Genomic DNA, 22,070 nt, shown 5'->3' on the forward strand with positions numbered 1-22,070 from the left:
GAGCAGACCTTCGCCGACCTGATGAACGGGTTCTCCCTGGACTCCGGCCGGAAGCGATCGCGCACGTCGTCCTCCCCGGTGCCCGCGCGGGAAGCGACTCCCGTTGTACCGCAAGAAGAATTGCCGGCGTATGAGTCTCCAGCACTGGAGCCCCAGGACGCCTCGATCGTGCGTGCATATGCCTGGACGGGCGGGCGCACTCGGTCGAACATCAGCCTCGAGATCGAGACACTTGTCTCCGCCAATGATCAGAGTCGGCAGTCTGCAGGTATCTTGCAGGCTGAGCACCAACACGTCGTCGAGTTGTGCCGCTCACCGCGATCCGTCGCGGAGGTGGCCGCACTGATGCGCCTCCCACTGGGAGTCGTCAAGGTGTTGCTCGGCGACATGGCGGAACGAGGTCTGGTGGACGTGCACCAGACCGCTTCCGCAGGCGGTGACACGCCGGACCTCGGGTTGATGGAGAGAGTGCTTAGTGGACTACGTCGGCTCTAGATTTCCCGACTTCGGGCCTCCCGGTCCGCCCGGTCGGGAGCTGACCTCGGCCAAAGTCGTCGTCGCCGGTGGATTTGGCGTCGGTAAGAGCACTTTCATCAGGACGATCATCGAAAACGATCTGCTGACGATGACCGCGCTCCCGCCGGAACGCGCCGGCCTGGTGACCGAGCTGGTGCGCATCCAGTTCGGCCGGGTGTGGCTGGACTCCGGTCTCGCCCTGCACCTGTTCGTGGCCCCGCAGTGGCAGGACCCGCGCGCGGGCTGGGGCGACGTGGTGCGCGGCGCCGTGGGTGCCGTGGTGCTCTTCGACGTGATGCGTCCCGCGGACTCCGTGGACGCCATGCGGTACTTCGAGGACCACCGGATTCCTTACGTGCTGGCGCTGAACAACGTGCACGCGTCCGTTCGGTCGGACGTGAAGGCCATCATTCGCGGGATGGGCATTGACCCCGCGGTGCCGGTCGTGAACTGCGACCCGCGCGTGCGCCTTTCCGTCCGGGAAGCGCTGATCTCGCTGGCCGAGCACGCGAAGCTGGACCGGTGGCGTCGGAGGCCGGGGCCTGACGAAACGACCCCGCTCGCGCCTGTCTGCTGACTTGGAGCTTCTCCAAGCGCTCACACTTTCTGGTTGACGTACTGACGAAACTCAGGCTGGGAGACATTTGTCTTCTAGCCTGAGTTTCGTTGGGGCGTGCTTCGGGGCAAGGGGTGAGATGACCACCGCGCGGCGTCTGGAGAGCTACACGCTGAAAGACTGGGAGAGTCTCGACCCTCAGCCCGGTCGTCGGGTCGAGCTCCACCAGGGACGTTTCGTCGTCACCGGCGTACGGGCGGTGAAACACCAGCGAGCAGCCGACAGGCTGGCGACAATTCTCGACGATGCTGTTTTCTCGGACGGGATGGAAGCCGTCACGGCTGTTGGCGTCAGGGTCGGCGAGCACTTCGGCTACATCCCGGACGTGGTCGTGACGACCGAGTTCGTCGAGACCGTGTCCGTCGACGTTGCGAACGTCGCGCTGGTCGTCGAGATCGTCAGCCCGTCCACGAAGAAGAGCGATCGCCTGGAGAAGCCCGCCGCTCTCGCCGCGGTCGGCGTACCCGCGTACTGGCGAGTCGAGCTCGATGGCGCGGACGGTCCGGTCATCTACTGCCACCGGCTGAACGGTGACGTGTACTCGGCCGTCGTGACGCTGACTCCTGGCAGCCAAGTACCGGTGCTCGTCGCGGGCACGATCTCCGTCACCTTCGACCCGGCCGATCTCCACAAGCCTCGTCGCTGACGGGATCACCTTCCGCGAGTGGGCCTCAGGTCGAGAAGCTGCTGGGTGTGCCCCGGTACGTGGCTCTCAGCGAGCCCTTTGACGAGATCGGCGAGTGAGACCGGCTGGTCCAGCACGAGCTCGTCGCCGGACATCAGGAACGACGGCACCAGGACCGCGGCCGCCTGCTCGGTCAGCTGGTCGGCGATGTCGCAGAGGATGGCCGCCTGGCGACGGGCCTGAGCGATCAGACCGGCCCGGCCGGGGTGTTCTCCGATGACGCGGTCGAGGTTCCAGCTGTCGAGGCAGGGCCGGTTGTCGAAGGTCGGGCGTGAGCCGGACACGACACCGAGCGCGACAGCTGCGGTCGCGGCGTCGACGCTGAGGACGTGGGCCAGCACCTGGTCCGCGTTCCACCCTCCGTCGGCGGCGTCACCGAGATCGGGAGCCGCTGCCGCTTCGAGGAACTTCTCGTAAGCGCTGCGAAGTGCGGTCGTGTCCATTGGTCCGTCCTTGTCGTTCGCCGGGAAGTCAACGTGCAACCGATGGTTGCACGTGGCCTGCTGTCGCGCAACTGCAAGGTTGCACATCGGTTGTTGACAAGATCGCTACGATGACTTCAGTGTTGACCGAAGGGAATCTTCGAGAGGAACGCTGTGAGCGTCGGTAGGGAAACAAGGCTCTCCGCCTGGATCGAGCGGTTCGCCGCCCACTTCGCCGAGGAGGGCATTCCGCTGATCGGCGGCCGCATCCTCGGCTACCTGCTGATCTGCCAGCCGGTCGAGCGCACCGCGGCCGAGCTGTCCCAGGAACTGGAAGCCAGCAGCGGGTCGATCAGCACGAACCTCAAGTACCTCGTCAACGTCGGCCTGGTGACCAAGCGGACCCGGCGCGGCAGGCAGGCCGCCGAGTACCGGATCAACGAGAAGGCCTGGTCGGAGTTCGTGCAGCGCAAGCTGAACGCGATCGCCAGCGTCCAGATCCTGACCGACGACGGTATGCGGTTGCTCAGCGGCGACCCGGAGCGTTCGATGCGGCTCAAGACCGTCGACCACCTCTACGGTTGGCTCTCAGAGGAACTTCCCGCTTTGTGGGAGCGCAGGCCCGCTTCACCGAAGTAGCGTGGTGCCATGTGGCACCCGTTTCGCGATGACATCGAGTACTACGAGGAGCGAGCCAGAGGTCTGCTCGCTTCCGCGTGGGACGGCGTGCCCGGTGCGCTCGAGGTCTTCGACGACGTGCCGCTGACGGACGAGGGTGCGCACAGCGTGCTCGCCCAGGCTCACGGTTGTGAGGACTGGAAGGCGCTCAAGGCCAACATTCGCAAGCCGCGGCCGTTCGCGCGTGCCTACCAGGCCATCGAGATGCAGAACGCCGGTGAGCTCAAGGCGATCATCACGCGCGACCCGTGGCTGGTGAAAGCCAGCGGTACCAACGGGAACGACCTGCTCGGGCTCGCCACGGCCAAGTGCGACGAACGCCTCGTCGAGGTGCTGCTCAACGACGGCGCGGACATCGACCACCAGAACGTGCACGGCTGGACCGCGTTGCACCAGACGGCCTACGCGAACCTGCCGGGCCTGGCCCGGCTGCTGCTCGGCAAGGGTGCTCGCATCGACCTGGACGCGCGGGGCGAGGGCGGCACGCCGCTCACGGTCGCGTTGTTCTGGGGCAACAGGGAAACAGCCGAACTCCTGGCACAGCACGGAGTTCACCCGCCGAACCTGCGCACCGCCGCCGGCCTGGGCGACCTCGACCTCGCCGCCGAACCAGAGGCCCAGCGCGGCTATTACCGGCCGCACAGCGGTTTCCCGCGCTGGTGGCCCACGAACGACCCGCAGGAAGTCCTCGACGAGGCGCTGTCCTGGGCGGCCCGCAACGATCGCACCGAGGTGTTCGGCGCTCTGCTCAAGCGCGGCGCCAGGATCGACGCGGACGTCTACCGCGGCACGGCGCTCGCGTGGGCGGCGTGGTGCGGGCTGGAGAACGCCACCCGCACGTTGCTCGACCTGGGCGCGAATCCCAACCAGCGCACGGGATTCGGCGGCCCGATGCACGGCGAGGGCGTGACGGCGCTGCACCTCGCGGCCGAACGCGGCCACCTGCCGGTCATCCGGATCCTGCTCGACGCGGGCGCCGACCGGACCATCACGGACGCGAACTTCGACTCGACGCCCGCCAACTGGGCCGGGCACAACTCGCAGGACGACGCTCAGGCCTTGCTGAGCGCCTGATCGCCGGAGGCGGGCAGCTCGACCTCGTGCGTCCGTTCCCGTGACGACGTCCAGAGTGCCGCCGTGGCAACGACAACCGCGCCGGCGCCCAGCACGTGGATCGACACGAGCACCTCGGGCACTCCGGTCCAGTACTGGACCATGCCCAGCGCGCCCTGAGCGAGCACGACGCCGACCAGCGTCCAGTACGCGCGGGTCCGGGTGAAGAACCCGACCGCGATCAGCAGGCCGAGGAACAGGAACAGCAGATCCGCGTGGATCTGCGCGAGCGTCGCCACCTCGATGCCCAGGCGCGGCGTCGAGGCGTCACCGGCGTGCGGCCCGGCGGCCGTCACCCAGGTGCCCGCGAGCAGCAGCGCGCTCAGCACGGCGGCCATGACGACCTGGAGCTTCATCAACGGGGCCGGCACCAGCAGCCGCGCCGGGCCGTCGCCCTCGGAGAGCGAGCTCACCAGCAGCACGGCCATCCAGACCAGGGCCATCGAGATCATGAAGTGGATCGACACGGTGTACCAGGCCAGACCGGTCAGCACCGTGATGCCGCCGACGACCGCCTGCACGGCCACGCCGACGAGCTGGACGAGCGACAGCTTCAGCACCCGCTTGCGCCGCGGGAGGGTGAACCACGCCGCCAGCACGCACAGACCCGCGATGACACCGACGACACCCGTCAGCGTCCTGTTGCCGAACTCGACCCACTGGTGCAGTGCCGCGACCTCGGGGTGCTGCACCGGGACGACGCTGCCCTCGACGCACTCCGGCCACGTCGGGCAGCCGAGCCCCGACCCGGTCACGCGGACGATCGAGCCGGTGACCGCGATTCCGGCCTGCGCGATGACGACGGCAATCGCGAACACGCGCTGCCAGGACACGAGGAAGGCGGTCAGCTTCGACACGCCTAGATGGTAGGTCCCGTCAGGTCAGGCGAGTCGTCCGGGTCGCCACTGCGCCCGCGACAACACCCCAGGCCACGAGCACTGCGACGGGGCCCACACCGGGCGCCGTGCCGTGCACCACAGCGGTTTCCAGCGCCTGTGCCAGCGCGGCGGACGGCAGCAGGTGCACGAACCCGACGGGGACGCTCAACGCCACACCACCGACCATCAGCAGCACGAACCAGATGATGTTCGCCAGCGCCAGCACGATGTCCGCGCGCAGAGCCCCGCCCAGCAGCACACCGAGCGCGCCGAACGTCAGCGTGCCCAGCACGATCAGCAGCACCACCCACGGCAGCCCGGCCAGCGGGAAGCGCCAGCCCAGCAGCAACGCCGTGACCGCCAGCATCGCGATCTGCAGCGCGACCACGACCAGCGCCCCGCAGACCCGTCCGGCGACCAGCAGCCACCGGGGCAGCGCGGAGGCCGAAAGCCGCTTCAGCACGCCATAACGCCGGTCGAACCCGAGAGCGATGGCCTGCCCGGTGAACGCCGAGGAGATGATCGCCAGCGCGAAGATCCGGGCGGTCGCGGAACCGACGCGCGGCTCCGGCATCGGGATCACCGACATCACTGAGAGAGCGATCAGCAGCGCCAGCGGGATGATCACCGTCAGCAGGATCTGCTCGCCGTTGCGAAGGGTGAGCGTCGCCTCGGTGCGGGCGTGCACGAACAGCATGCGCGCCAACGAACCGCGGCCGGGCGCGGGCTTGAACGTGCCGGGAGCGAAGGTCTTCACGAACGCAGCTCCCTGCCGGTCAGCTCCAGGAAAACGTCTTCGAGGCTGCGCTTGGCCACCGTCAGCTCCTCGGCCAGCACACCCTGCTGCGCGCACCACGACGTCACGGTCGACACGACCTGGGGATCGATCAGGCCCTCCACGACGTACGCGCCCCGCGTCGCCTCACGCACCTTCAAGCCCTCGGGCAGCGCGGCGGACAGCAACGACGTGTCCAGGCCGGGCCGGGCGCGGAACCGCAGCTGCTGGTCGTCCGGACGGTTCGCGGTCAGCTCGGCGGGCGAGCCGTGGGCGACCACCCGGCCCTCGTCGATGATCACGACATCGTCGGCCAGCGCCTCGGCCTCGTCCATGAGGTGCGTCGTCAGCAGCACGGACACGCCGTCGTCCTTGAGCGCGTTCACGAGGTCCCACACCAGATGGCGTGCCTGCGGGTCCATGCCCGCGGTCGGCTCGTCCAGGAACACCAGCTCGGGGCGTCCGATCAGCGCGCAGGCCAGCGAGAGCCGCTGCTGCTGACCACCGGACAGTCGCTTGTACGGAGTGCGCACGGCGCCGGACAGCCCGAGGACCTCGATCAGCCACTTCGGATCGAGCGGGTGAGCCGCGCACGCCGCCACCAGGTTCAGCATCTCCTCGGCGCGGATGCCGGGATAACCGCCACCGCCCTGCGGCATCACGCCGATGCGCGGCCGCAACGCCTCTGAGCCGGGTTCGAGACCGAGGACGCGCACCGAGCCGTCGTCGGCCGAGCGGAAGCCCTCGCAGATCTCGACGGTCGTCGTCTTGCCGGCGCCGTTGGGCCCGAGCAGGGCGAGAACGGTGCCGGGGTGCTGGACGAGATCGAGGCCGTCGACGGCGGTCTTCGAGCCGTACCTCTTGACCAGCCCCGACACTTCCACCGCAGGCTGGGGATTCGGGCTCACGAGCACGCAGCCTAGGCGGTCCGGCCTGCTGAATCGCACGCGGGGACCCTCCGTACCTCCCAACGGTACGAAAGCTCCCCGCGTGCGATTCCTGAAGGACGGCTGAAAAAGGTGGGGCTGGCCCTACCCCTGGTACTCAGGGACACCTCAGGGTTTGCTCGGGGGAGTTCCCCATTGGTTGATCACCGAGTTCGCAAGAGACTTTTGTCGTGATCCAGGTGGGGGAGAAAAGACGGGGACTGGCGGTCGGGGGACTGGTGTTCTCACTGGTCCCGATTTTCTACCTGCATGTGATGTCGGCAGGTCAGCTCAACCCGGTCACGGACGTGATCAGCGACTACGTGTTCGTGCGCAACGGCACGGGCTGGCTCGCGGCGACTTCTCTTAGCCTCGCGGCCGTTTCGGCGTTGCTCGCCGTCAACCTGCGGGGTGTAGGCAGGTCAGCGCAGTGGCTGATCGGCATCTGGTCGGCAGGTCTGACCGTGTCGACGATCTTTCCGACCGACCCCACGGGAGCGCCCACCTCTGTGTCCGGCTACGTCCACCGGTACGCCGGCGCGGTCATGTTCGTGGCGTTGCCCGCCGCCGGAGTGCTCATCGCCCGCAAATTTCCGGCTCTGCTCGGTATCGCAATAACGGCGAGCGTGTCGAGCGCGGCGTTTCTGGTCAGCCACGTTTCGTTCGCCGGTTTCGAGGCGCGCGGGCTGACCGAACGCGTTTTGTTCGCATCGCTTTACGGACTCCTTTTCGCCATCGCGGCACTACAGGTGAGGCGCACGTCATGACCATGCTCGCCATCACACTCGCCGTGTTCGGCGCCGTGTGCTTCGCGCTCGCGGCGCGCATGCAGCACGACGCGATCGCCGAGACCGGTGCCCGCGTCGGTGTCCTCAAGCAGCCGCGCTGGCTGTGCGGGCTCGCCCTGCTCATCGCCGGTGCGGGGGTGCACGCGGCCGCGCTCGGCATGGCGCCGCTCACCGTCGTCCAGCCGATCGGTGTGCTCGCGATCGGGATGACCGCGTTGCTGGACCGCCGTTTCCGCGAACTGCCCGCGATTTTGATCACGACCGTTGGCGTGGGTGCGTTCGTGTTCCTCGCGTCCGGCAGTGCGACCGCGACGCAGGTCGCGCCCGATGCCGAACTCACCGCCGGTTTCGTCGTCCTCGGGGCGATCGCGGTGCCTGGGGTCGTGGCCGCTCTCACAACGAACGCGCGCATCCGTGCCGTGGCGTTCGCATCGGCCGGTGGTGTGGCCTACGGGTACGTGTCAGTCCTCATGCGCGCCGTCTCACAGTCGGTGCAGCAGGGCGGGTTCGGGCTCTCGCACGTCGCGTCCGTGCTCGGTATCGCGCTTTCGCTCGCCGTCGGCGGCTGGCTGGTCCAGCACGCCTACGCCGGTGGGCCCCCTCATCTCGCCGTCGCCTGCCTGACCGTGGTGGATCCGCTGGTCGCGGTCGGCATCGGCGCCTTCCTCCTCGGCGAGGCCGCGCACCTGTCCGTGTGGACCGGTGCCGCGCTGATCGCCTGCGCGTTCGCCGCAGCCAGCGGTGTGTTCGCCCTCGCTCGTCAACCTCGTGTCTCTACTCGATCGGAGCTTCCCGTGAACACCTCCAGCGCGTTGCGCGTCGTCATCGCCGCCGACACGTTCCCGCCGGACGTCAACGGAGCGGCGCGGTTCGCGCAGCGCCTGGCGGTCGGCCTGGCCGAGAAGGGCCACGACGTCCACGTCATCGCACCGGACTCGCCGAAGGCCACGGAGATCGAGGGCGTGACGGTGCACCGGCTGCGCTCGCACCGGCTGCCGTTCTACCCGGACTTCCGCTTCTGCCTGCCGTGGCAGGCGTCGAAGGAGGCCGACGAGCTGATCAAGTCGCTCAAGCCGGACGTCGTGCACGTCCAAGCACACTTCGTGGTGGGCCGGTTCGTCCTGAACTCCGCCGTCGCTCAGGGCATCCCCACGCTCGCCACGAACCACTTCATGCCGGAGAACCTGTTCAGCCACGCGCACGTGCCGGCGTTCCTGCAGGGCATGGCACGCAAGTTCGCCTATCGCGACCTGGCGCGCGTGTTCGGACGGGCCGACATGGTGACCGCACCGACACCGCGGGCCGTGCAGCTGTTGCACGAGAGCGGTTTCCCCGAACGCGCGGTGCCGGTGTCGTGCGGCATCGACATCGCCCGCTACCAGCGCGAGGTCACGCACAACGACCGGCCGACCGCGCTGTTCGTCGGGCGGCTGGACGAGGAGAAGCGCGTCGACGAGTTCCTGCGCGCACTGGCCCGCGTGCCCGGCGCGTTCGGCGAGATCGTCGGTGACGGCACGTGCAAGGCCGAGTGGGAGCTGCTGGCCCGCGACCTGGAGATCTCGGACCGCGTGCGGTTCCACGGGTTCGTGTCCGAGGACGACCTGCTCGACGCCTACGCCCGTGCGGACCTCTTCGTGATGCCCGGTGTCGCAGAACTGCAGAGCCTCGCCACGATGGAGGCCATGGCCGCGGGCAAGCCGGTGATCGCCGCGAACGCCATGGCGCTACCGCACCTCGTGCACCACGGCCGCAACGGCTGGCTGTTCGAGCCGGGTGACGTGAACCAGCTGGCCCAGCGCCTGCACACGCTGGTTCACGACGAGCCGATGCGCGCCAGGATGGGTGCCGCCAGCAGCGAGATCATCTCGCACCACACGCTGGCGACGACCCTGGAGCGCTTCGAGGCCCTCTACGCGCGGGCGATGGGCCGCACCGCGCCGATCGTCGCGCTGGCCGCCTGAGCGATCATCGCGCCTGCTGCCGCAGCTTCTGCTCGATCCGTTGCGCGACAACGAGTCCGGTGTGGGAGAGGGTGAGCTTCGAGGGGTGCTCGCCCTCTCCCTTGATGAGGAACCGGTACAGCGACGCGTGGCCCTCCAGCCGTTCGTGCAACGTCTGCGCGATGTCGGAGCCGTCCGGGTAGATCGCCGGAATCGCCTCGCTGACCAGCTGCTCGCGGATCCTCCTGCGTTCCACCCGCGGCACGTACCAGGAGGTGATCAGCAGCAGCGTCAGGCCGAACACCAGCGCCGTGCCGATCACCGCCTGCCAGCCCCACCCGCGCGGCCCGATGATCAGCAGCACGTCGGCGATCGCCAGGTAGACGACGCCGTAGACCACGGCCCAGCCAGCGGTCGCGGCGGCCGGCGGCTCGGCGCGTTCGGTGCCCCACACGCCCTCGACCCGGCGCCACCGCTGCAGCGACTTGCCGCCGGACAACGCCATCCAGATCCCGAACGCTCCACAGAGGACCGAGGTCGGGATCACCAGCCAGGGCCTGGTGTGCAGCTCGAACTGCCAGACCGCCCAGACCAGGCCCGCGGCCGCCAGCACCACGGCCACCTGCTTCCAGCGGCGTTTGACGATCCGCAACGGCCTGAAGTCGGCCAGCACCGCGAGCGGTGTGCGGATCGGCGCGGGTAGCGAACCGAGGACGAGCAGCGCCGTGACGACCAGCGCGACGCCGGCCACCGTGACCGTGCCGGTGGTGATCTGCGAGCGGTCGCCGGGGAGTCTGTCGACGGCGATGGCCACCAACGGGATCACCGGTGACAGCAGCACCAGCCCGTGCAACATGGTGCCGGAACGCAGTGCCGCGTAACCGAAAGCGGCGAGCAGACTGGCGGCACCGAGCGCCGCGCCCGGTCCGGCCGCCCACGCCGGCAGCATGCCGAACAGCGCCATCACGACCAGGGCGCCGCCGACCGCGAGGCCGAGAAGTCCCAGGAACTGGGCGAGTTTGCCGCCTCTGGTGAGGCCGGTGATCGTCCAGTAGGGCAGCAGCGCCGCTCCCCGCATCACGCGGGTCACCGGGCGGACCGCGGCGAGCCCTGACCGTTCGGAGTCGGCGACCGTGACCGCGACGGCCGCGGCGGTGGCGGCCGTGCGGATCATCTGGTCCGACGCGGCCTCCTGGGTGAGGGGCTCGCGGCCGATCCCGGCGCGGTCGAAGGCGTTGAGCGCGGTCATGCCCGTCGTGACCGTGTGCTCCTCGGGATATTCCAGGCGCCGCAACAGGTCCGCGTGCTCCTCGAGGAACAGCTCACCGCGCGACCGCGCGTCCGCGCCGTCACCGCGGTCGGCGATGATCGCCGCGCGGAGCCTCGGCAGCTCCTCGCAGATGATCCGCCAGTGCAGGCCCCACGCGGCCAGTTCGGCGAGCTTCATCGACGACGGCGACAGCTCGCCCTCCGCCTGGTAGATGCCCGCGAGTTCGTTCTTGGCCTCCTCGGCGCACGCCGCCACCTTGATCGGCAGCTCCAGCCCGAACATCGCCTCGACGACCTCGTCGACCACGGCCGCGGCGCGTTCCTCCGGCGTGCGCTGGTCGCCTTCCGGCCGGCCGAGCGTGTCCATCCGGCGCAGCCGGCGCGGGTCGAACAGCACCCGGCAGAGCATCGTGGCGCCGTCGAGCCGGCCCCAGATCCAGTCGTTGACCCGCCACGACCGCTTGAGGAACCCGGAGAACCGCGACAGCGACGCCCCGCCGGCCTTGTCGTCGGCGGTGATCGACTGCTGCGCGAACGCGTTGCGCGTCTGCAGCGACACCTGGACCAGCTCGACCGGTGTGTCCAGCCCGGTCGACGCGTCGTCGGACAGGCAGGTGCCGGCGATCTCCAGCGCGAGGAGCCGGCTCAGCCACCGTTCGTTCGGCCGCAGCCCTGTCTCACCCTTGGTCTCGGGACCGAGCAACGCCTTCCACGGCGCGAGCCCGCCGAGCTCGAGCCGGTGCTCGTCGAGCCCGCTGATCACTTCCTGGGCCTCGCCGACGATCCGGCCGATCTCGGCGACCTGCGCCTTGACCTCCAGGCCGAGGTGCCCGTCGATCATGTGCTCGTGGTAGCTGGCGAGCCGGCCGGTCCAGTACGTCTCACCGAGCGAGTCGGACGGCTTCCACGCGAAGAGCTCCTCCCTCAGCCGGCGCAGTTCCGCCCGCACCTGGTGCAGCTCGCGGCGAGCCTCGGCGATCTTGTCCGCGCTGCCGTCCGGCGCCACCCACACCAGCCGCTTGAGCAGGTCGAGTGCCGACGCCCCGAGGCGTTCGGCCATCGTGATGCCCCACTCCCAGCCGACGTCCGCGCGGCACACCGGCGCGGGCAGCCGCACCCCGGGCACGTACGGGAGCACCCCCAGCTGTTTCTTCCACTTGCGCTGCGCCGTCTCCGCCGCGCGCCGGGCCCGTTCGAAGGACCAGTTGCAGGGATTGCCACCGGGAACGGTGAACTGCTGGGTCGTCACCTGCCGCGCCGCCAGCCGGATCTCGACGTCCTCGTAGTGCCCGAACAGCTTGTCCGCCAACGAGTACACCTCGTCGACCACGTCCTCGTCGTTGGTGTGCAGGCGTTCCAGCAACGCCATCCGCCCACCCCTGGAGCTCGCCGCGCGCCGGTTGTGCTCCTCGATCTTCTCGACGTACGTGCGGTTGGCCTGGCTGGACATGGCACCGAGCAGCCTGGCACCGGACCCGACCGTCGTCAGCCCCTTGCCGAGGGTGTCCGCGACCGGCTCGGACCCCAGCGGCTCGGCGTGCGGGAAGACCAGCAGCATCACCCGCCGCACCGGCCCGTCCGCGGGCATGCGGTCGATGGCTTCGAGGGCTTCCTTCGTCGGCGTGTTCACCAGCACCCCGCCGTCGACCGCGAACCTGCTGCGATCACCGCCGTTCGCCCAGCTCGCGACGTCCGCCATGTCCGGACGGTCCGGTGATCCCTGGCCGCCGACCGGGATGAAGCTCGGCTCGAACGCGAAGGGGAAGCTGGCACTGCTCCGCGCCGCCAAGGCGAGCTGCTGGACGCGGTCGTTCAGCGTGGCGGGCGTGAAGTCGTCCCTGGTCTGCTCGCTGACCCAGGTGTACGGGTCGCGGCGGAACGAGAACGAGCCCTGGTGCACCGACTGGGTCAGCGGCTGGCCCAGGTCGTCGTAGGTGATGGTCGGGACGCCGCCCAGCAGCGTGGTCGTGATGCGCAGGTCGATCGGCCGCTCGTAGGCCTCGGTGGGCTCGAAGTCGCTGGTCAGCCGCGCAAGGGCTTCCTGGAGCCTTGGGAGGAAGAACTCGTCGCCCTTGAGCAGCGACGCGGGCTCGCCCCGGAACGGCGTCCTGAGCAGCTGCTCCATCCGCCCCTGCTCGGCCCACAGATCTCGGAGCCTGCTCAGGTCGGCCTGCTTGTTGACCTGCGACAACGCCAGCGCGGCCCCGTTGATGCCGCCCGCCGACGTGCCGGAGATGACGTCCGCTCGCGCGGTGCAGCCGACGAGGTCCAGCAACGGCTGATACGTGGTTCCCGGCCTGGTCAGCCGGTCCAGCTCCAGCACCACGCCGCCCATCCAGACGGCAAGGCTGACGCCGCCGTTGAGCACCACGGCGAACCGGACCTCTTCCCGCGACATGGGTTTCCCGGTCAAGCCGCACCACCCCCTCCGGCGTCGATCTTCCCCTCTTGAGTACAGGGTCGTCCGCCGAAGGGTTGTGGTTACTGACCCGATTGCTCCATCACACGGGGTCGGACTTGAGGAACGGCCCCACCCGCTTGCGCGCGATCAGCACGCAGATCGCGAACGTGATCACTGCCCCGGCCACGGCCTGCGGCACCGTGTAAGCACGCCCGTCGAAGGCCGACCCGGTAGGCGGCAGGATCACCGCGATCACCGCCGACGTCACCATGGCGAACATCCGGAACTTGGGCCCGACCACGGCCGTGGCCAGCGGAATCGCCGCCCACAGCACGTACCAGGGTTGCAGCACCGGGCCGAGCACCAGGATCGCGCCGAGCGCCGCGCCCAGGCCGTTCATCGCCTTGATCCGGCCCTTGAAGCTGCGCCACAGCAGGCCCACGGTGATCACCACGTAGATGCCCTGCCCGAGCAGGCGGGTCAGCGCGATCATCGACTCGGTGTGGTTGCCCAGCCCGAGCATGATCCCGGTGCCGGCGCCCAGGAAGCCCAGCGCGGTCGGCGGCGACATCCACGACTTCACCGTCGAGGCCACGTTCAGCGTCTCCATCCAGCCGAACCCGAACCCCGTGCCGAGGCAGATCGCCACGATCCCGACCCCGGCTATCGCGGCCATCACCCCGGCCACGAGGGCCAGGTGTTTCAGCTGCCCGCCGAGTTTGCGCGCCACCATCACGCCGAGGAACCCGAGCGCGGCCAGGGCGGGGATCTTGACCATCGCCCCGCACACGATCGTCGCCGCGCCCAGTGTGATCCACGACCATCGCAACGGTTCCAGCCCGCGCATCGCCAGCTCCAGGCCGACCAGCATCAGGCCGAGCGCGAGGCCGTCGTTGTGCACGCCGATGACGATGTGGAACAGCACCAACGGGTTCAAAGCGCCCAGCCACAACGCGCCGACCGGCGGGACACCGAACCGCGCGGCCAGCCGGGGGAGCGCCCACACGATCATCGCCAGGCCGCACAGCACCAGCAGCCGGTGCACGAACACGCCGGACACCACGTGGTCGCCGGTGATCATCGCGGTGACCCGGCCGAACGCGAGGAACAGCGGTCCGTACGGCGCGGGCGTCTCACGCCAGATGTTCGGCACACCGCGGGTGAGGATGTGGTCGACGCCCAGCGCGTTGGCCGGGCCCAGGACGTACGGGTCGAGGCCGCGCGCCGCGATCTCGCTCTGCGCCAGGTACGAGTAGACGTCGCGGGAGAACATCGGCACGCAGAACACCAGCGGAACGGTCCACATCAGCAGCGTGCGGTCCATCTGGCTGCGCGAGACCAGCCTCGGTCTGCCGGGACGCACGAACCGGCCCAGCGCCAGCCACGCCGACACGATCATGAAGATGCCGGTCCAGACGACCCCCATCGCGACACTGGGCATCCTCGAGAAAAGCCCGAGAACAGGCACGCCGTACAGCGGCGAGTAGATGGGCGCGGCGCCTCCGCCGAGGGATCCGACGGTCAGGAGCAGGGCGCCGATCGTGCCCCAGCGGCGGACGATGTCCAGCTGACGACGCTCTCGACCGTTCAAGAGGTCGCTCTCCGGAGTCACGGCTCCGCCGGAAGTGGGCATGGCCGCAGCGTATCCAGCCCCACTCAGCCGTGAGTCAGGTCACCCTGTGACCGCGATCTTTGCGACCTCCGGCTAAATACGCAACACTGGTGTTGTGAAAAACGCCGAGACCCACCTTGACGCCGTGCCGCAGCACGACGGCAAGACTCGGCGTGCTGTCGCCAGGCTCCTGTTGGAGCAGGGCCCGGTCACCGCGGCGGGTATCGCCGAGGAACTGGGCATCAGCCCCACGGCGGTGCGTCGTCACATCGACGGACTGCTCGCGGACGGCGAGGCGACGACGAGGGACGCACCGCGGCAGACCCAACGTGGCCGTGGCCGTCCCGCGAAGCTCTTCCTCCTGACTGACGCCGGACGCGCCCGGTTCGGCCACGCCTACGACGACCTCGCGGTCGCCGCCCTCAGGTTCCTCGCCCAGACGGGTGGGGAAGAGGCAGTGCGCGCCTTCGCGCAAAGTCGGGTCGACGCACTCGTGGACGGTCATCGTTCGACGATCGTGGCCCAGGTCACGCCCGCCGAACGGGCCAAGGCCCTTGCTACCGCGTTGACCAGGGAGGGCTACGCTGCGGCGGCGCGAAACGTGGGTACGGGTGAGCAGTTGTGCCAGCACCACTGCCCGGTCGCCCACGTTGCCGCCGAGTTCCCTCAGCTGTGCGAGACCGAGACGGAGACGTTCGCGAATCTCCTCGGTACCCACGTGCAGCGCCTCGCGACGATCGCCCGCGGCCACGCCGTGTGCACGACGCACATCCCGAACGTTCAAACCGGCTCTGCCGGAAAGCTCATCCCAGATGATGGAGGGGAGCCCGCATGACTGCCGCTGCCGAGCAGCGCACGCCCACCACGGTGCAGTCTCCGCTCACGCAGGAAGAGACCATCGCGTCTCTCGGCAACTACGAGTTCGGCTGGGCCGACTCGGACACTGCCGGCGCGAGCGCCCGCCGAGGCCTCAGCGAGGATGTCGTCCGCGACATCTCGGCGAAGAAGAGCGAGCCCGAGTGGATGCTCGAGTACCGGTTGAAGGCGCTGAAGCTCTTCGACCTCAAGCCGATGCCGAGCTGGGGCGCTGACCTCTCTGGGATCGACTTCGACTCGATCAAGTACTTCGTGCGTTCGACCGAGAAGCAGGCCACCTCGTGGGAGGACCTGCCCGAGGACATCAAGAACACCTACGACCGCCTGGGCATCCCGGAGGCCGAGAAGCAGCGCCTCGTCGCGGGTGTCGCCGCCCAGTACGAGTCCGAGGTCGTCTACCACCAGATCCGCGAGGACCTGGAGCAGCAGGGTGTCCTCTTCCTCGACACCGACACCGCTCTGAAGGAGCAGCCGGAGCTCTTCAGGGAGTACTTCGGCTCCGTCATCCCCGCGGGTGACAACAAGTTCTCGGCGCTCAACGCCGCGACGTGGTCCGGTGGCTCGTTCATCTACGTGCCGAAGGGCGTGCACGTGGACATCCCGCTGCAGGCCTACTTCCGGATCAACACCGAGAACATGGGCCAGTTCGAGCGCACGCTGATCATCGTCGACGAGGGTGCCTACGTGCACTACGTCGAGGGTTGCACCGCGCCGATCTACTCGTCCGACTCGCTGCACTCCGCGGTCGTCGAGATCATCGTGAAGAAGGGCGGCCGCTGCCGCTACACGACGATCCAGAACTGGTCGAACAACGTCTACAACCTGGTCACGAAGCGCGCCAAGGCCGAAGAGGGCGCGACCATGGAGTGGGTCGACGGCAACATCGGCTCCAAGGTGACCATGAAGTACCCGGCCGTCTTCCTGATGGGCGAGCACGCCAAGGGCGAGGTCCTCTCGATCGCGTTCGCGGGCGAGGGCCAGCACCAGGACGCCGGCGCCAAGATGGTCCACATGGCACCGCACACCTCTTCGACGATCATCTCGAAGTCGGTGGCGCGTGGCGGTGGCCGCACGTCGTACCGCGGCCTGGTCCAGGTCAACAAGCGGGCGCACCACTCGAAGTCCACGGTGAAGTGCGACGCGCTGCTGGTCGACACCATCAGCCGGTCGGACACCTACCCGTACGTCGACGTCCGCGAGGACGACGTGCAGATGGGTCACGAGGCCACGGTCTCGAAGGTCTCCGAGGACCAGCTGTTCTACCTGATGTCGCGCGGCCTGAACGAGGACGAGGCCATGGCGATGATCGTGCGCGGGTTCGTCGAGCCCATCGCGCGCGAGCTCCCCATGGAGTACGCCCTCGAACTGAACCGCCTGATCGAACTGCAGATGGAAGGGGCCGTCGGCTGACATGGCCGCCCTGTCTACGAAACCTCACTCCCACGGAGCTGTCGTTCCCGTCTCCTCGCGCGCGGCGCACTTCACGTCCTACGACGTGGACGCGTTCGAGGTGCCGGGCGGCCGTGAGGAGATCTGGCGCTTCACGCCTCTCAAGCGTCTTGCCGGTCTGCACTCCGGCGCTGCGGCAACGGGTTCCGCTGCCGTCGAGGTGAAGGCCTCCGAAGGCGTCACCGTCGAGACCGTGGGTCGTGACGACTCACGGCTCGGCACCGCCGGCGTTCCCGGTGACCGCGTCGCGGCGCAGGCGTACTCGTCCTTCGAGAACGCCACGATCGTGACGCTGCCCGGTGACGCGAAGTCCGAGCCGACCACCGTCACGGTGACCGGCGCGGGCGTCGGCGCCGTCGCCTACGGCCACATCCAGGTCAAGGCCTCGCAGTTCGCCGAGGGCACCGTGATCCTGGACTTCCGCGGTTCCGGCGCGTACGCGGACAACGTCGAGTTCCTCGTCGCGGACGGCGCTCACCTCACGGTGATCACCATCCACGACTGGGCCGACGACGCCGTGCACGTCTCGCAGCACCACATGAAGCTCGGTCGTGACGCGACCCTGCGGCACACGGTCGTGACGCTGGGCGGCGACGTCGTCCGGGTCACCCCGGTCGTGCAGTACGCGGGCCGCGGCGGCGACGCGGAGCTGTTCGGTCTGTACTTCGCGGACGCGGGACAGCACCAGGAGCACCGGCCGTTCATCGACCACGGGCAGCCCAACTGCCGCAGCAACGTCGTCTACAAGGGCGCGCTGCAGGGCGAGGGCGCGCACACCGTGTGGATCGGCGACGTGCTGATCCGCGCGGCGGCCGAGGGCACCGAGACGTTCGAGCTGAACCGGAACCTGATCCTGACCGACGGCGCGCGCGCCGACTCGGTGCCGAACCTGGAGATCGAGACCGGCGAGATCGAGGGTGCGGGCCACGCCAGCGCCACCGGCCGGTTCGACGACGAGCAGCTGTTCTACCTGCAGGCGCGCGGTATCCCGGAGGACCAGGCACGGCGTCTCGTCGTGCGCGGTTTCTTCCAGGAGCTGATCGCGAAGATCGCCGTCCCCGAGGTGCGCGAGCGTCTCGAGGCCGCCATCGAGGCAGAGCTCGAGGCGGTCGGCGCGTGATCAAGGTGTGTGCACTGTCCTCGTTGGACGACCGCAAGCCGTTCGCCGCCAGCGTCGACGACGTCGATGTCGTGCTGGTGCGCGACGGCGAGCGGGTGCACGCGCTCGCTGATCTGTGTTCGCACGCCGCGGTGTCGTTGAGCGAGGGCGACGTTTCCCGCAAGGGGATCGAGTGCTGGTTGCACGGGTCGTGCTTCGACCTGGAGACCGGCAAGCCCTCCTCGCCGCCCGCCACCGAACCGGTCGACGTCTACGCCGTCGACATCCGTGACGGCGATGTTTTCGTCGACGTCACCGTCACCACGAACTGACTTCGTTAGACCACCAGGAGAAGTACGAGTCATGGCCACCCTTGAGATCAAGGACCTGCACGTCTCGGTCGTCAGCGAGGACGCTCCCAAGGAGATCCTCAAGGGCGTCGACCTGACGATCAAGGCCGGCGAGACCCACGCCATCATGGGCCCCAACGGCTCCGGCAAGTCCACGCTGTCCTACGCGATCGCCGGTCACCCGAAGTACACGATCACCTCGGGCACCGTCACGCTCGACGGCGAGGACGTCCTGGAGATGTCCGTCGACGAGCGCGCCCGCGCCGGCCTGTTCCTCGCGATGCAGTACCCGGTCGAGGTCCCCGGCGTCTCGATGTCGAACTTCCTGCGCACCGCCGCCACCGCCGTCCGCGGCGAGGCCCCGAACCTCCGCCACTGGGTGAAGGAGGTCAAGGGTGCGATGTCCGAACTCGACATCGACCCCGCGTTCGCCGAGCGTTCGGTGAACGAGGGCTTCTCCGGCGGCGAGAAGAAGCGCCACGAGATCCTGCAGCTGGGCCTGCTCCAGCCGAAGATCGCGATCCTCGACGAGACCGACTCCGGTCTGGACGTCGACGCGCTGCGCGTCGTGTCCGAGGGCGTCAACCGCTACAAGGCCTCCGGTGAGGTCGGCGTCATGCTGATCACGCACTACACCCGGATCCTCAAGTACATCTCGCCGGACTTCGTGCACGTGTTCGCCGGTGGCCGGATCGTCGAGTCCGGTGGTCCCGAGCTCGCGAACCAGCTTGAGGCCGAGGGTTACGTGAAGTACACCGGATCCAAGGAAGCCGCAGCCCTTTCCTAACGTTGCAGGTGTTGAGAGGAGGCGCTGTGACCACCACCGCAGCACCATTGGACGTAACCGCTCTCCGAGCGGACTTCCCCATCCTGTCTCGCACCGTTCGTGACGGGAAGCGCCTGGTCTACCTGGACTCCGGCGCCACCTCGCAACGCCCGACGCAGGTTCTGGACGCGGAAAAAGCTTTCCTGCAGCAGCACAACGCCGCTGTGCACAGGGGTGCCCACCAGCTCGCGGAGGAAGCGACCGACGCGTACGAGGGTGCGCGTCAGCGCATCGCGGACTTCGTCGGCGCCGACTTCGGCGAGCTGGTGTTCACCAAGAACGCCACCGAGGGCTTCAACCTCGTGGCGTACGCGATGGGCAACGCCGCCACTTCCGGCCCCGAGGCCGCGCGCTTCGTGGTCGGTCCCGGCGACGAGATCGTCGTGACCGAGATGGAGCACCACGCGAACCTCGTGCCGTGGCAGCAGCTCGCCGCCCGCACCGGCGCGACGCTGAAGTGGTTCAAGCTCACCGCAGACGGCCGTCTCGACCTGTCCGATGTGGACAGCGTGATCACGCCGCGCACCAAGGTCGTGGCGTTCACGCACCAGTCGAACGTGACCGGCGTGATCAACCCGGTCTCGGTGCTCGTCGCGTCCGCGCGGAAGGTCGGCGCGCTGACCGTGCTGGACGCGTGCCAGTCCGTTCCGCACAGCCCGGTCGACTTCCACAGGCTGGGTGTCGACTTCGCGTCGTTCTCCGGCCACAAGATGCTCGGCCCGTCCGGCATCGGTGTCCTTTATGGACGTCGTGAACTGCTGGAGGCGTTGCCTCCCTTCATCACCGGTGGCTCGATGATCGAGCTGGTGAAGATGGAGGGCTCGACGTTCGCGCCACCGCCGCAGCGCTTCGAGGCCGGTTCGCCGATGACGTCCCAGGCCGTGGGTCTGGGTGCCGCGGTGGACTACCTGAGCGTCGTCGGCATGGAGCGGATCAACGCCCACGAGCACGCGCTGACCGTTGCGGCGCTGGAGGGATTGTCCGCGATCCCCGGTGTTCGCCTGCTCGGGCCGCAGGACGCGGTCGATCGAGGCGGCGCCGTGCCGTTCGAGATCGAGGGCGTCCACCCGCACGACGCCGGCCAGGTGCTCGACAGCCTGGGCATCGCCGTCCGCGTGGGTCACCACTGCGCGTGGCCGCTGCACCGCTGCCTGAACGCCCAGTCGTCGGTGCGCGCATCGTTCTACCTGTACAACACGCTGGACGAGGTCGACGCACTGGTCGACGGCGTCCGCGAGGCGCAGAAGTTCTTCGGGGTGGCCTGAGATGCAGCTCCAGCAGATGTACCAGGAGATCATCCTGGACCACTACAAGAACCCGCACGGCCGAGGCCTGCGCGACCCGTTCGACGCCGAGTCGTTCCAGGTCAACCCGACCTGCGGCGACGAGGTGACGCTGCGGGTCCACGTGGTCGACGACGTCGTCAAGGACGTCTCGTACGACGGCCAGGGCTGCTCGATCAGCCAGGCCAGCACCTCGGTGTTGACCGACCTCGTCGTGGGGAAACCGGTGGGTGAGGCGTTCAAGAAGCTGGACGCGTTCGTCGAGCTCATGCAGGGCCGCGGCCAGGTCGAGCCCGACGAGGACGTCCTCGAAGACGGCATCGCCTTCGCGGGCGTGGCGAAGTACCCGGCACGCGTGAAGTGCGCGCTGCTGGGCTGGATGGCCTTCAAAGACGCAGTAGCACGGAGCCAGGGAGCAGCATGAGCACGGAGTCGGAAGAAGTGGTTCGCGGCGCCGAAGGCATGCCCGTCTTCGAGCCCAAGGCGGACGTGGCGGCGCTGGACGACCTGGAAGAGGCGATGCGCGACGTCGTCGACCCGGAACTCGGCATCAACGTCGTCGACCTCGGCCTCGTCTACGACATCCACGTCGACGAGAAGAACGTCGCCACCATCGACATGACGCTCACCTCGGCGGCCTGCCCGCTGACCGACGTCATCGAGGACCAGACCCGCGCGGCCCTCACCGGCGGCGGGAGTGGCGGCCTCGTGGCGGACTTCCGCATCAACTGGGTGTGGATGCCGCCGTGGGGCCCGGAGAAGATCACCGACGACGGCCGCGAGCAGCTGCGCGCGTTGGGCTTCACCGTCTGAGTTCTCAAGCATTGGAACGGCGCGCATCCCACTGGGTGCGCGCCGTTTTCTTTGGTTCAATAAATGCGTTGCGGGCCCGCGCGCCCCTCGCCTAACTTGATCCCATCACGACAACAAGAGATCAACCGGAGGAAGACATGCTTGCCAACGCGGAGCTTGCGGGATGGCGAATTCTCGCCCTCGTCGCCGGCGTGCTGCTGGCGGTGGCGTGGGGCTCCACGCCATGACCTGATCCCCAGGTCATGACCTCGGAGCCGCCCACGGGAAACCTGGGCGGTTTTCTTTTTGTGCTACCCAGAATACCGGCGAGCTTTGGAAGCGGAACTGCCTCCAAAACAGTTTCCCGAGGGTTCGACTCCTTCCGTCGGTGCGACCCAACTGAACAAACGATCGCTCGCCCTCGTAGCCCAACGGGAGAGGCAACGCGCTCAGAACGCGTCCAGTCCAGGTTCGAATCCTGGTGGGGGCACGCCACAACTGAATCAGGGGGACGCGCCGGCGCGCAGATGATCCTTGCAAGATCGTCCTGGAGGGTTCGACACCCTCGTCTTCCATCCGTCCCGTAGCTCAGTCCGGTGAGAGCGTCCGTCTGATACGCGGTAGGTCCCAGGTTCAAATCCTGGCGGGACGACCAAACCACGGCTAAACCACCCGGCAGGGTGGTCCGCTGAACGGCCTAAACCCTTGCTGGCCGGATGGCCCAGAGTGCTACTCTCTGTGGTCGTAGGGTTACGCAGTTGCTATCTCCGGGGGCC

21 protein-coding genes and 2 tRNA genes are annotated in these 22,070 nt (G+C 68.4%); 17 read left to right on the forward strand and 6 right to left on the reverse strand.

The window, feature by feature from the left end:
- The first annotated feature begins 21 nt into the window (after positions 1-21).
- The 3 genes from SK803_RS38555 (at position 22) to SK803_RS38565 (ending at position 1,778) form a co-directional block, all read left to right on the forward strand.
- Positions 22-495 carry a DUF742 domain-containing protein gene (locus SK803_RS38555; RefSeq protein ID WP_319971174.1) on the forward strand — a complete coding sequence of 158 codons (474 nt, stop codon included), beginning with the start codon at positions 22-24 and terminating at the stop codon, positions 493-495.
- A 130-nt stretch (positions 496-625) separates the two neighbouring features.
- Positions 626-1,093 carry an ATP-binding protein gene (locus SK803_RS38560; RefSeq protein ID WP_319971142.1) on the forward strand — a complete coding sequence of 156 codons (468 nt, stop codon included), beginning with the start codon at positions 626-628 and terminating at the stop codon, positions 1,091-1,093.
- Between the two features lie 118 nt (positions 1,094-1,211).
- Complete coding sequence (locus SK803_RS38565) at positions 1,212-1,778, forward strand: Uma2 family endonuclease (RefSeq protein ID WP_319971143.1); 567 nt, start codon at positions 1,212-1,214, stop codon at positions 1,776-1,778.
- A gap of 5 nt (positions 1,779-1,783) precedes the next feature.
- Here SK803_RS38565 and SK803_RS38570 read toward each other — a convergent pair whose 3' ends face one another.
- On the reverse strand, positions 1,784-2,260 hold the full coding sequence (locus tag SK803_RS38570) for a hypothetical protein (RefSeq protein WP_319971144.1): 477 nt from the start codon (positions 2,258-2,260) through the stop codon (positions 1,784-1,786).
- A 153-nt stretch (positions 2,261-2,413) separates the two neighbouring features.
- Between SK803_RS38570 and SK803_RS38575 the strand changes: the two genes are divergently transcribed.
- Positions 2,414-2,878, forward strand: coding sequence for a GbsR/MarR family transcriptional regulator (locus SK803_RS38575; RefSeq protein WP_319971145.1), 465 nt, complete (start codon positions 2,414-2,416; stop codon positions 2,876-2,878).
- A 9-nt stretch (positions 2,879-2,887) separates the two neighbouring features.
- The gene (locus SK803_RS38580) at positions 2,888-3,991 is read left to right on the forward strand and encodes an ankyrin repeat domain-containing protein (RefSeq protein ID WP_319971146.1); all 1,104 of its coding nucleotides are present in this window, start codon (positions 2,888-2,890) and stop codon (positions 3,989-3,991) included.
- Here SK803_RS38580 and SK803_RS38585 read toward each other — a convergent pair.
- Genes SK803_RS38585 through SK803_RS38595 form a run of 3 tightly spaced genes read right to left on the reverse strand, consistent with a single transcriptional unit; the run spans position 3,970 to position 6,591 of the window.
- The gene (locus tag SK803_RS38585; RefSeq protein WP_319971147.1) at positions 3,970-4,887 is read right to left on the reverse strand and encodes a COX15/CtaA family protein; all 918 of its coding nucleotides are present in this window, start codon (positions 4,885-4,887) and stop codon (positions 3,970-3,972) included. The two genes, SK803_RS38580 and SK803_RS38585, sit on opposite strands and share 22 nt — an antisense overlap.
- Positions 4,888-4,906: 19 nt before the next feature.
- Positions 4,907-5,665: an ABC transporter permease gene (locus SK803_RS38590; protein ID WP_319971148.1), complete on the reverse strand. Its 759-nt coding sequence runs from the start codon at positions 5,663-5,665 to the stop codon at positions 4,907-4,909.
- Positions 5,662-6,591 carry an ABC transporter ATP-binding protein gene (locus SK803_RS38595; RefSeq protein ID WP_319971149.1) on the reverse strand — a complete coding sequence of 310 codons (930 nt, stop codon included), beginning with the start codon at positions 6,589-6,591 and terminating at the stop codon, positions 5,662-5,664. The genes SK803_RS38590 and SK803_RS38595 overlap by 4 nt, the downstream gene beginning before the upstream one ends.
- A gap of 209 nt (positions 6,592-6,800) precedes the next feature.
- Between SK803_RS38595 and SK803_RS38600 the strand changes: the two genes are divergently transcribed.
- Entirely contained in the window at positions 6,801-7,376 is a 576-nt protein-coding gene (locus SK803_RS38600) for a DUF998 domain-containing protein (protein ID WP_319971150.1), read from the forward strand.
- The gene (locus SK803_RS38605) at positions 7,373-9,358 is read left to right on the forward strand and encodes a glycosyltransferase (RefSeq protein WP_319971151.1); all 1,986 of its coding nucleotides are present in this window, start codon (positions 7,373-7,375) and stop codon (positions 9,356-9,358) included. Before SK803_RS38600 ends, SK803_RS38605 begins: the two co-directional genes overlap by 4 nt.
- A 4-nt stretch (positions 9,359-9,362) precedes the next feature.
- Here SK803_RS38605 and SK803_RS38610 read toward each other — a convergent pair whose 3' ends face one another.
- The gene (locus SK803_RS38610; protein WP_319971153.1) at positions 9,363-13,019 is read right to left on the reverse strand and encodes a patatin-like protein; all 3,657 of its coding nucleotides are present in this window, start codon (positions 13,017-13,019) and stop codon (positions 9,363-9,365) included.
- A gap of 88 nt (positions 13,020-13,107) precedes the next feature.
- Positions 13,108-14,640 (reverse strand): polyprenol phosphomannose-dependent alpha 1,6 mannosyltransferase MptB, encoded by a 1,533-nt coding sequence (gene mptB, locus SK803_RS38615; protein WP_319971154.1) that lies wholly within the window; start codon positions 14,638-14,640, stop codon positions 13,108-13,110.
- Between the two features lie 94 nt (positions 14,641-14,734).
- Between mptB and SK803_RS38620 the strand changes: the two genes are divergently transcribed.
- The 10 genes from SK803_RS38620 to SK803_RS38665 all read left to right on the forward strand — a co-directional run bounded on the left by SK803_RS38620 (position 14,735) and on the right by SK803_RS38665 (position 21,949).
- A complete protein-coding gene (locus SK803_RS38620; RefSeq protein WP_319971155.1) occupies positions 14,735-15,454 on the forward strand; it encodes a helix-turn-helix transcriptional regulator in 720 nt (239 codons plus the stop codon).
- Positions 15,451-16,905: a Fe-S cluster assembly protein SufB gene (gene sufB, locus SK803_RS38625; RefSeq protein ID WP_319971156.1), complete on the forward strand. Its 1,455-nt coding sequence runs from the start codon at positions 15,451-15,453 to the stop codon at positions 16,903-16,905. The genes SK803_RS38620 and sufB overlap by 4 nt, the downstream gene beginning before the upstream one ends.
- 1 nt (position 16,906) lies before the next feature.
- A complete protein-coding gene (sufD, locus tag SK803_RS38630) occupies positions 16,907-18,064 on the forward strand; it encodes a Fe-S cluster assembly protein SufD (RefSeq protein ID WP_319971157.1) in 1,158 nt (385 codons plus the stop codon).
- The gene (locus SK803_RS38635) at positions 18,061-18,375 is read left to right on the forward strand and encodes a non-heme iron oxygenase ferredoxin subunit (protein ID WP_319971158.1); all 315 of its coding nucleotides are present in this window, start codon (positions 18,061-18,063) and stop codon (positions 18,373-18,375) included. The genes sufD and SK803_RS38635 overlap by 4 nt, the downstream gene beginning before the upstream one ends.
- Before the next feature lie 31 nt (positions 18,376-18,406).
- Complete coding sequence (gene sufC / locus SK803_RS38640) at positions 18,407-19,180, forward strand: Fe-S cluster assembly ATPase SufC (RefSeq protein ID WP_319971159.1); 774 nt, start codon at positions 18,407-18,409, stop codon at positions 19,178-19,180.
- A 26-nt stretch (positions 19,181-19,206) separates the two neighbouring features.
- The gene (locus tag SK803_RS38645; RefSeq protein WP_319971160.1) at positions 19,207-20,484 is read left to right on the forward strand and encodes a cysteine desulfurase; all 1,278 of its coding nucleotides are present in this window, start codon (positions 19,207-19,209) and stop codon (positions 20,482-20,484) included.
- Between the two features lies 1 nt (position 20,485).
- Entirely contained in the window at positions 20,486-20,926 is a 441-nt protein-coding gene (gene sufU / locus SK803_RS38650) for a Fe-S cluster assembly sulfur transfer protein SufU (RefSeq protein ID WP_319971161.1), read from the forward strand.
- 38 nt (positions 20,927-20,964) lie between these two features.
- A complete protein-coding gene (locus SK803_RS38655; RefSeq protein ID WP_319971175.1) occupies positions 20,965-21,315 on the forward strand; it encodes a metal-sulfur cluster assembly factor in 351 nt (116 codons plus the stop codon).
- Between the two features lie 396 nt (positions 21,316-21,711).
- Positions 21,712-21,784, forward strand: a tRNA-Leu gene (locus tag SK803_RS38660).
- Between the two features lie 87 nt (positions 21,785-21,871).
- Positions 21,872-21,949, forward strand: a tRNA-Ile gene (locus SK803_RS38665).
- Positions 21,950-22,070: the final 121 nt, after the last annotated feature.

Source organism: Lentzea miocenica, assembly GCF_033949945.1.
GTDB lineage: Bacteria > Actinomycetota > Actinomycetes > Mycobacteriales > Pseudonocardiaceae > Lentzea > Lentzea miocenica.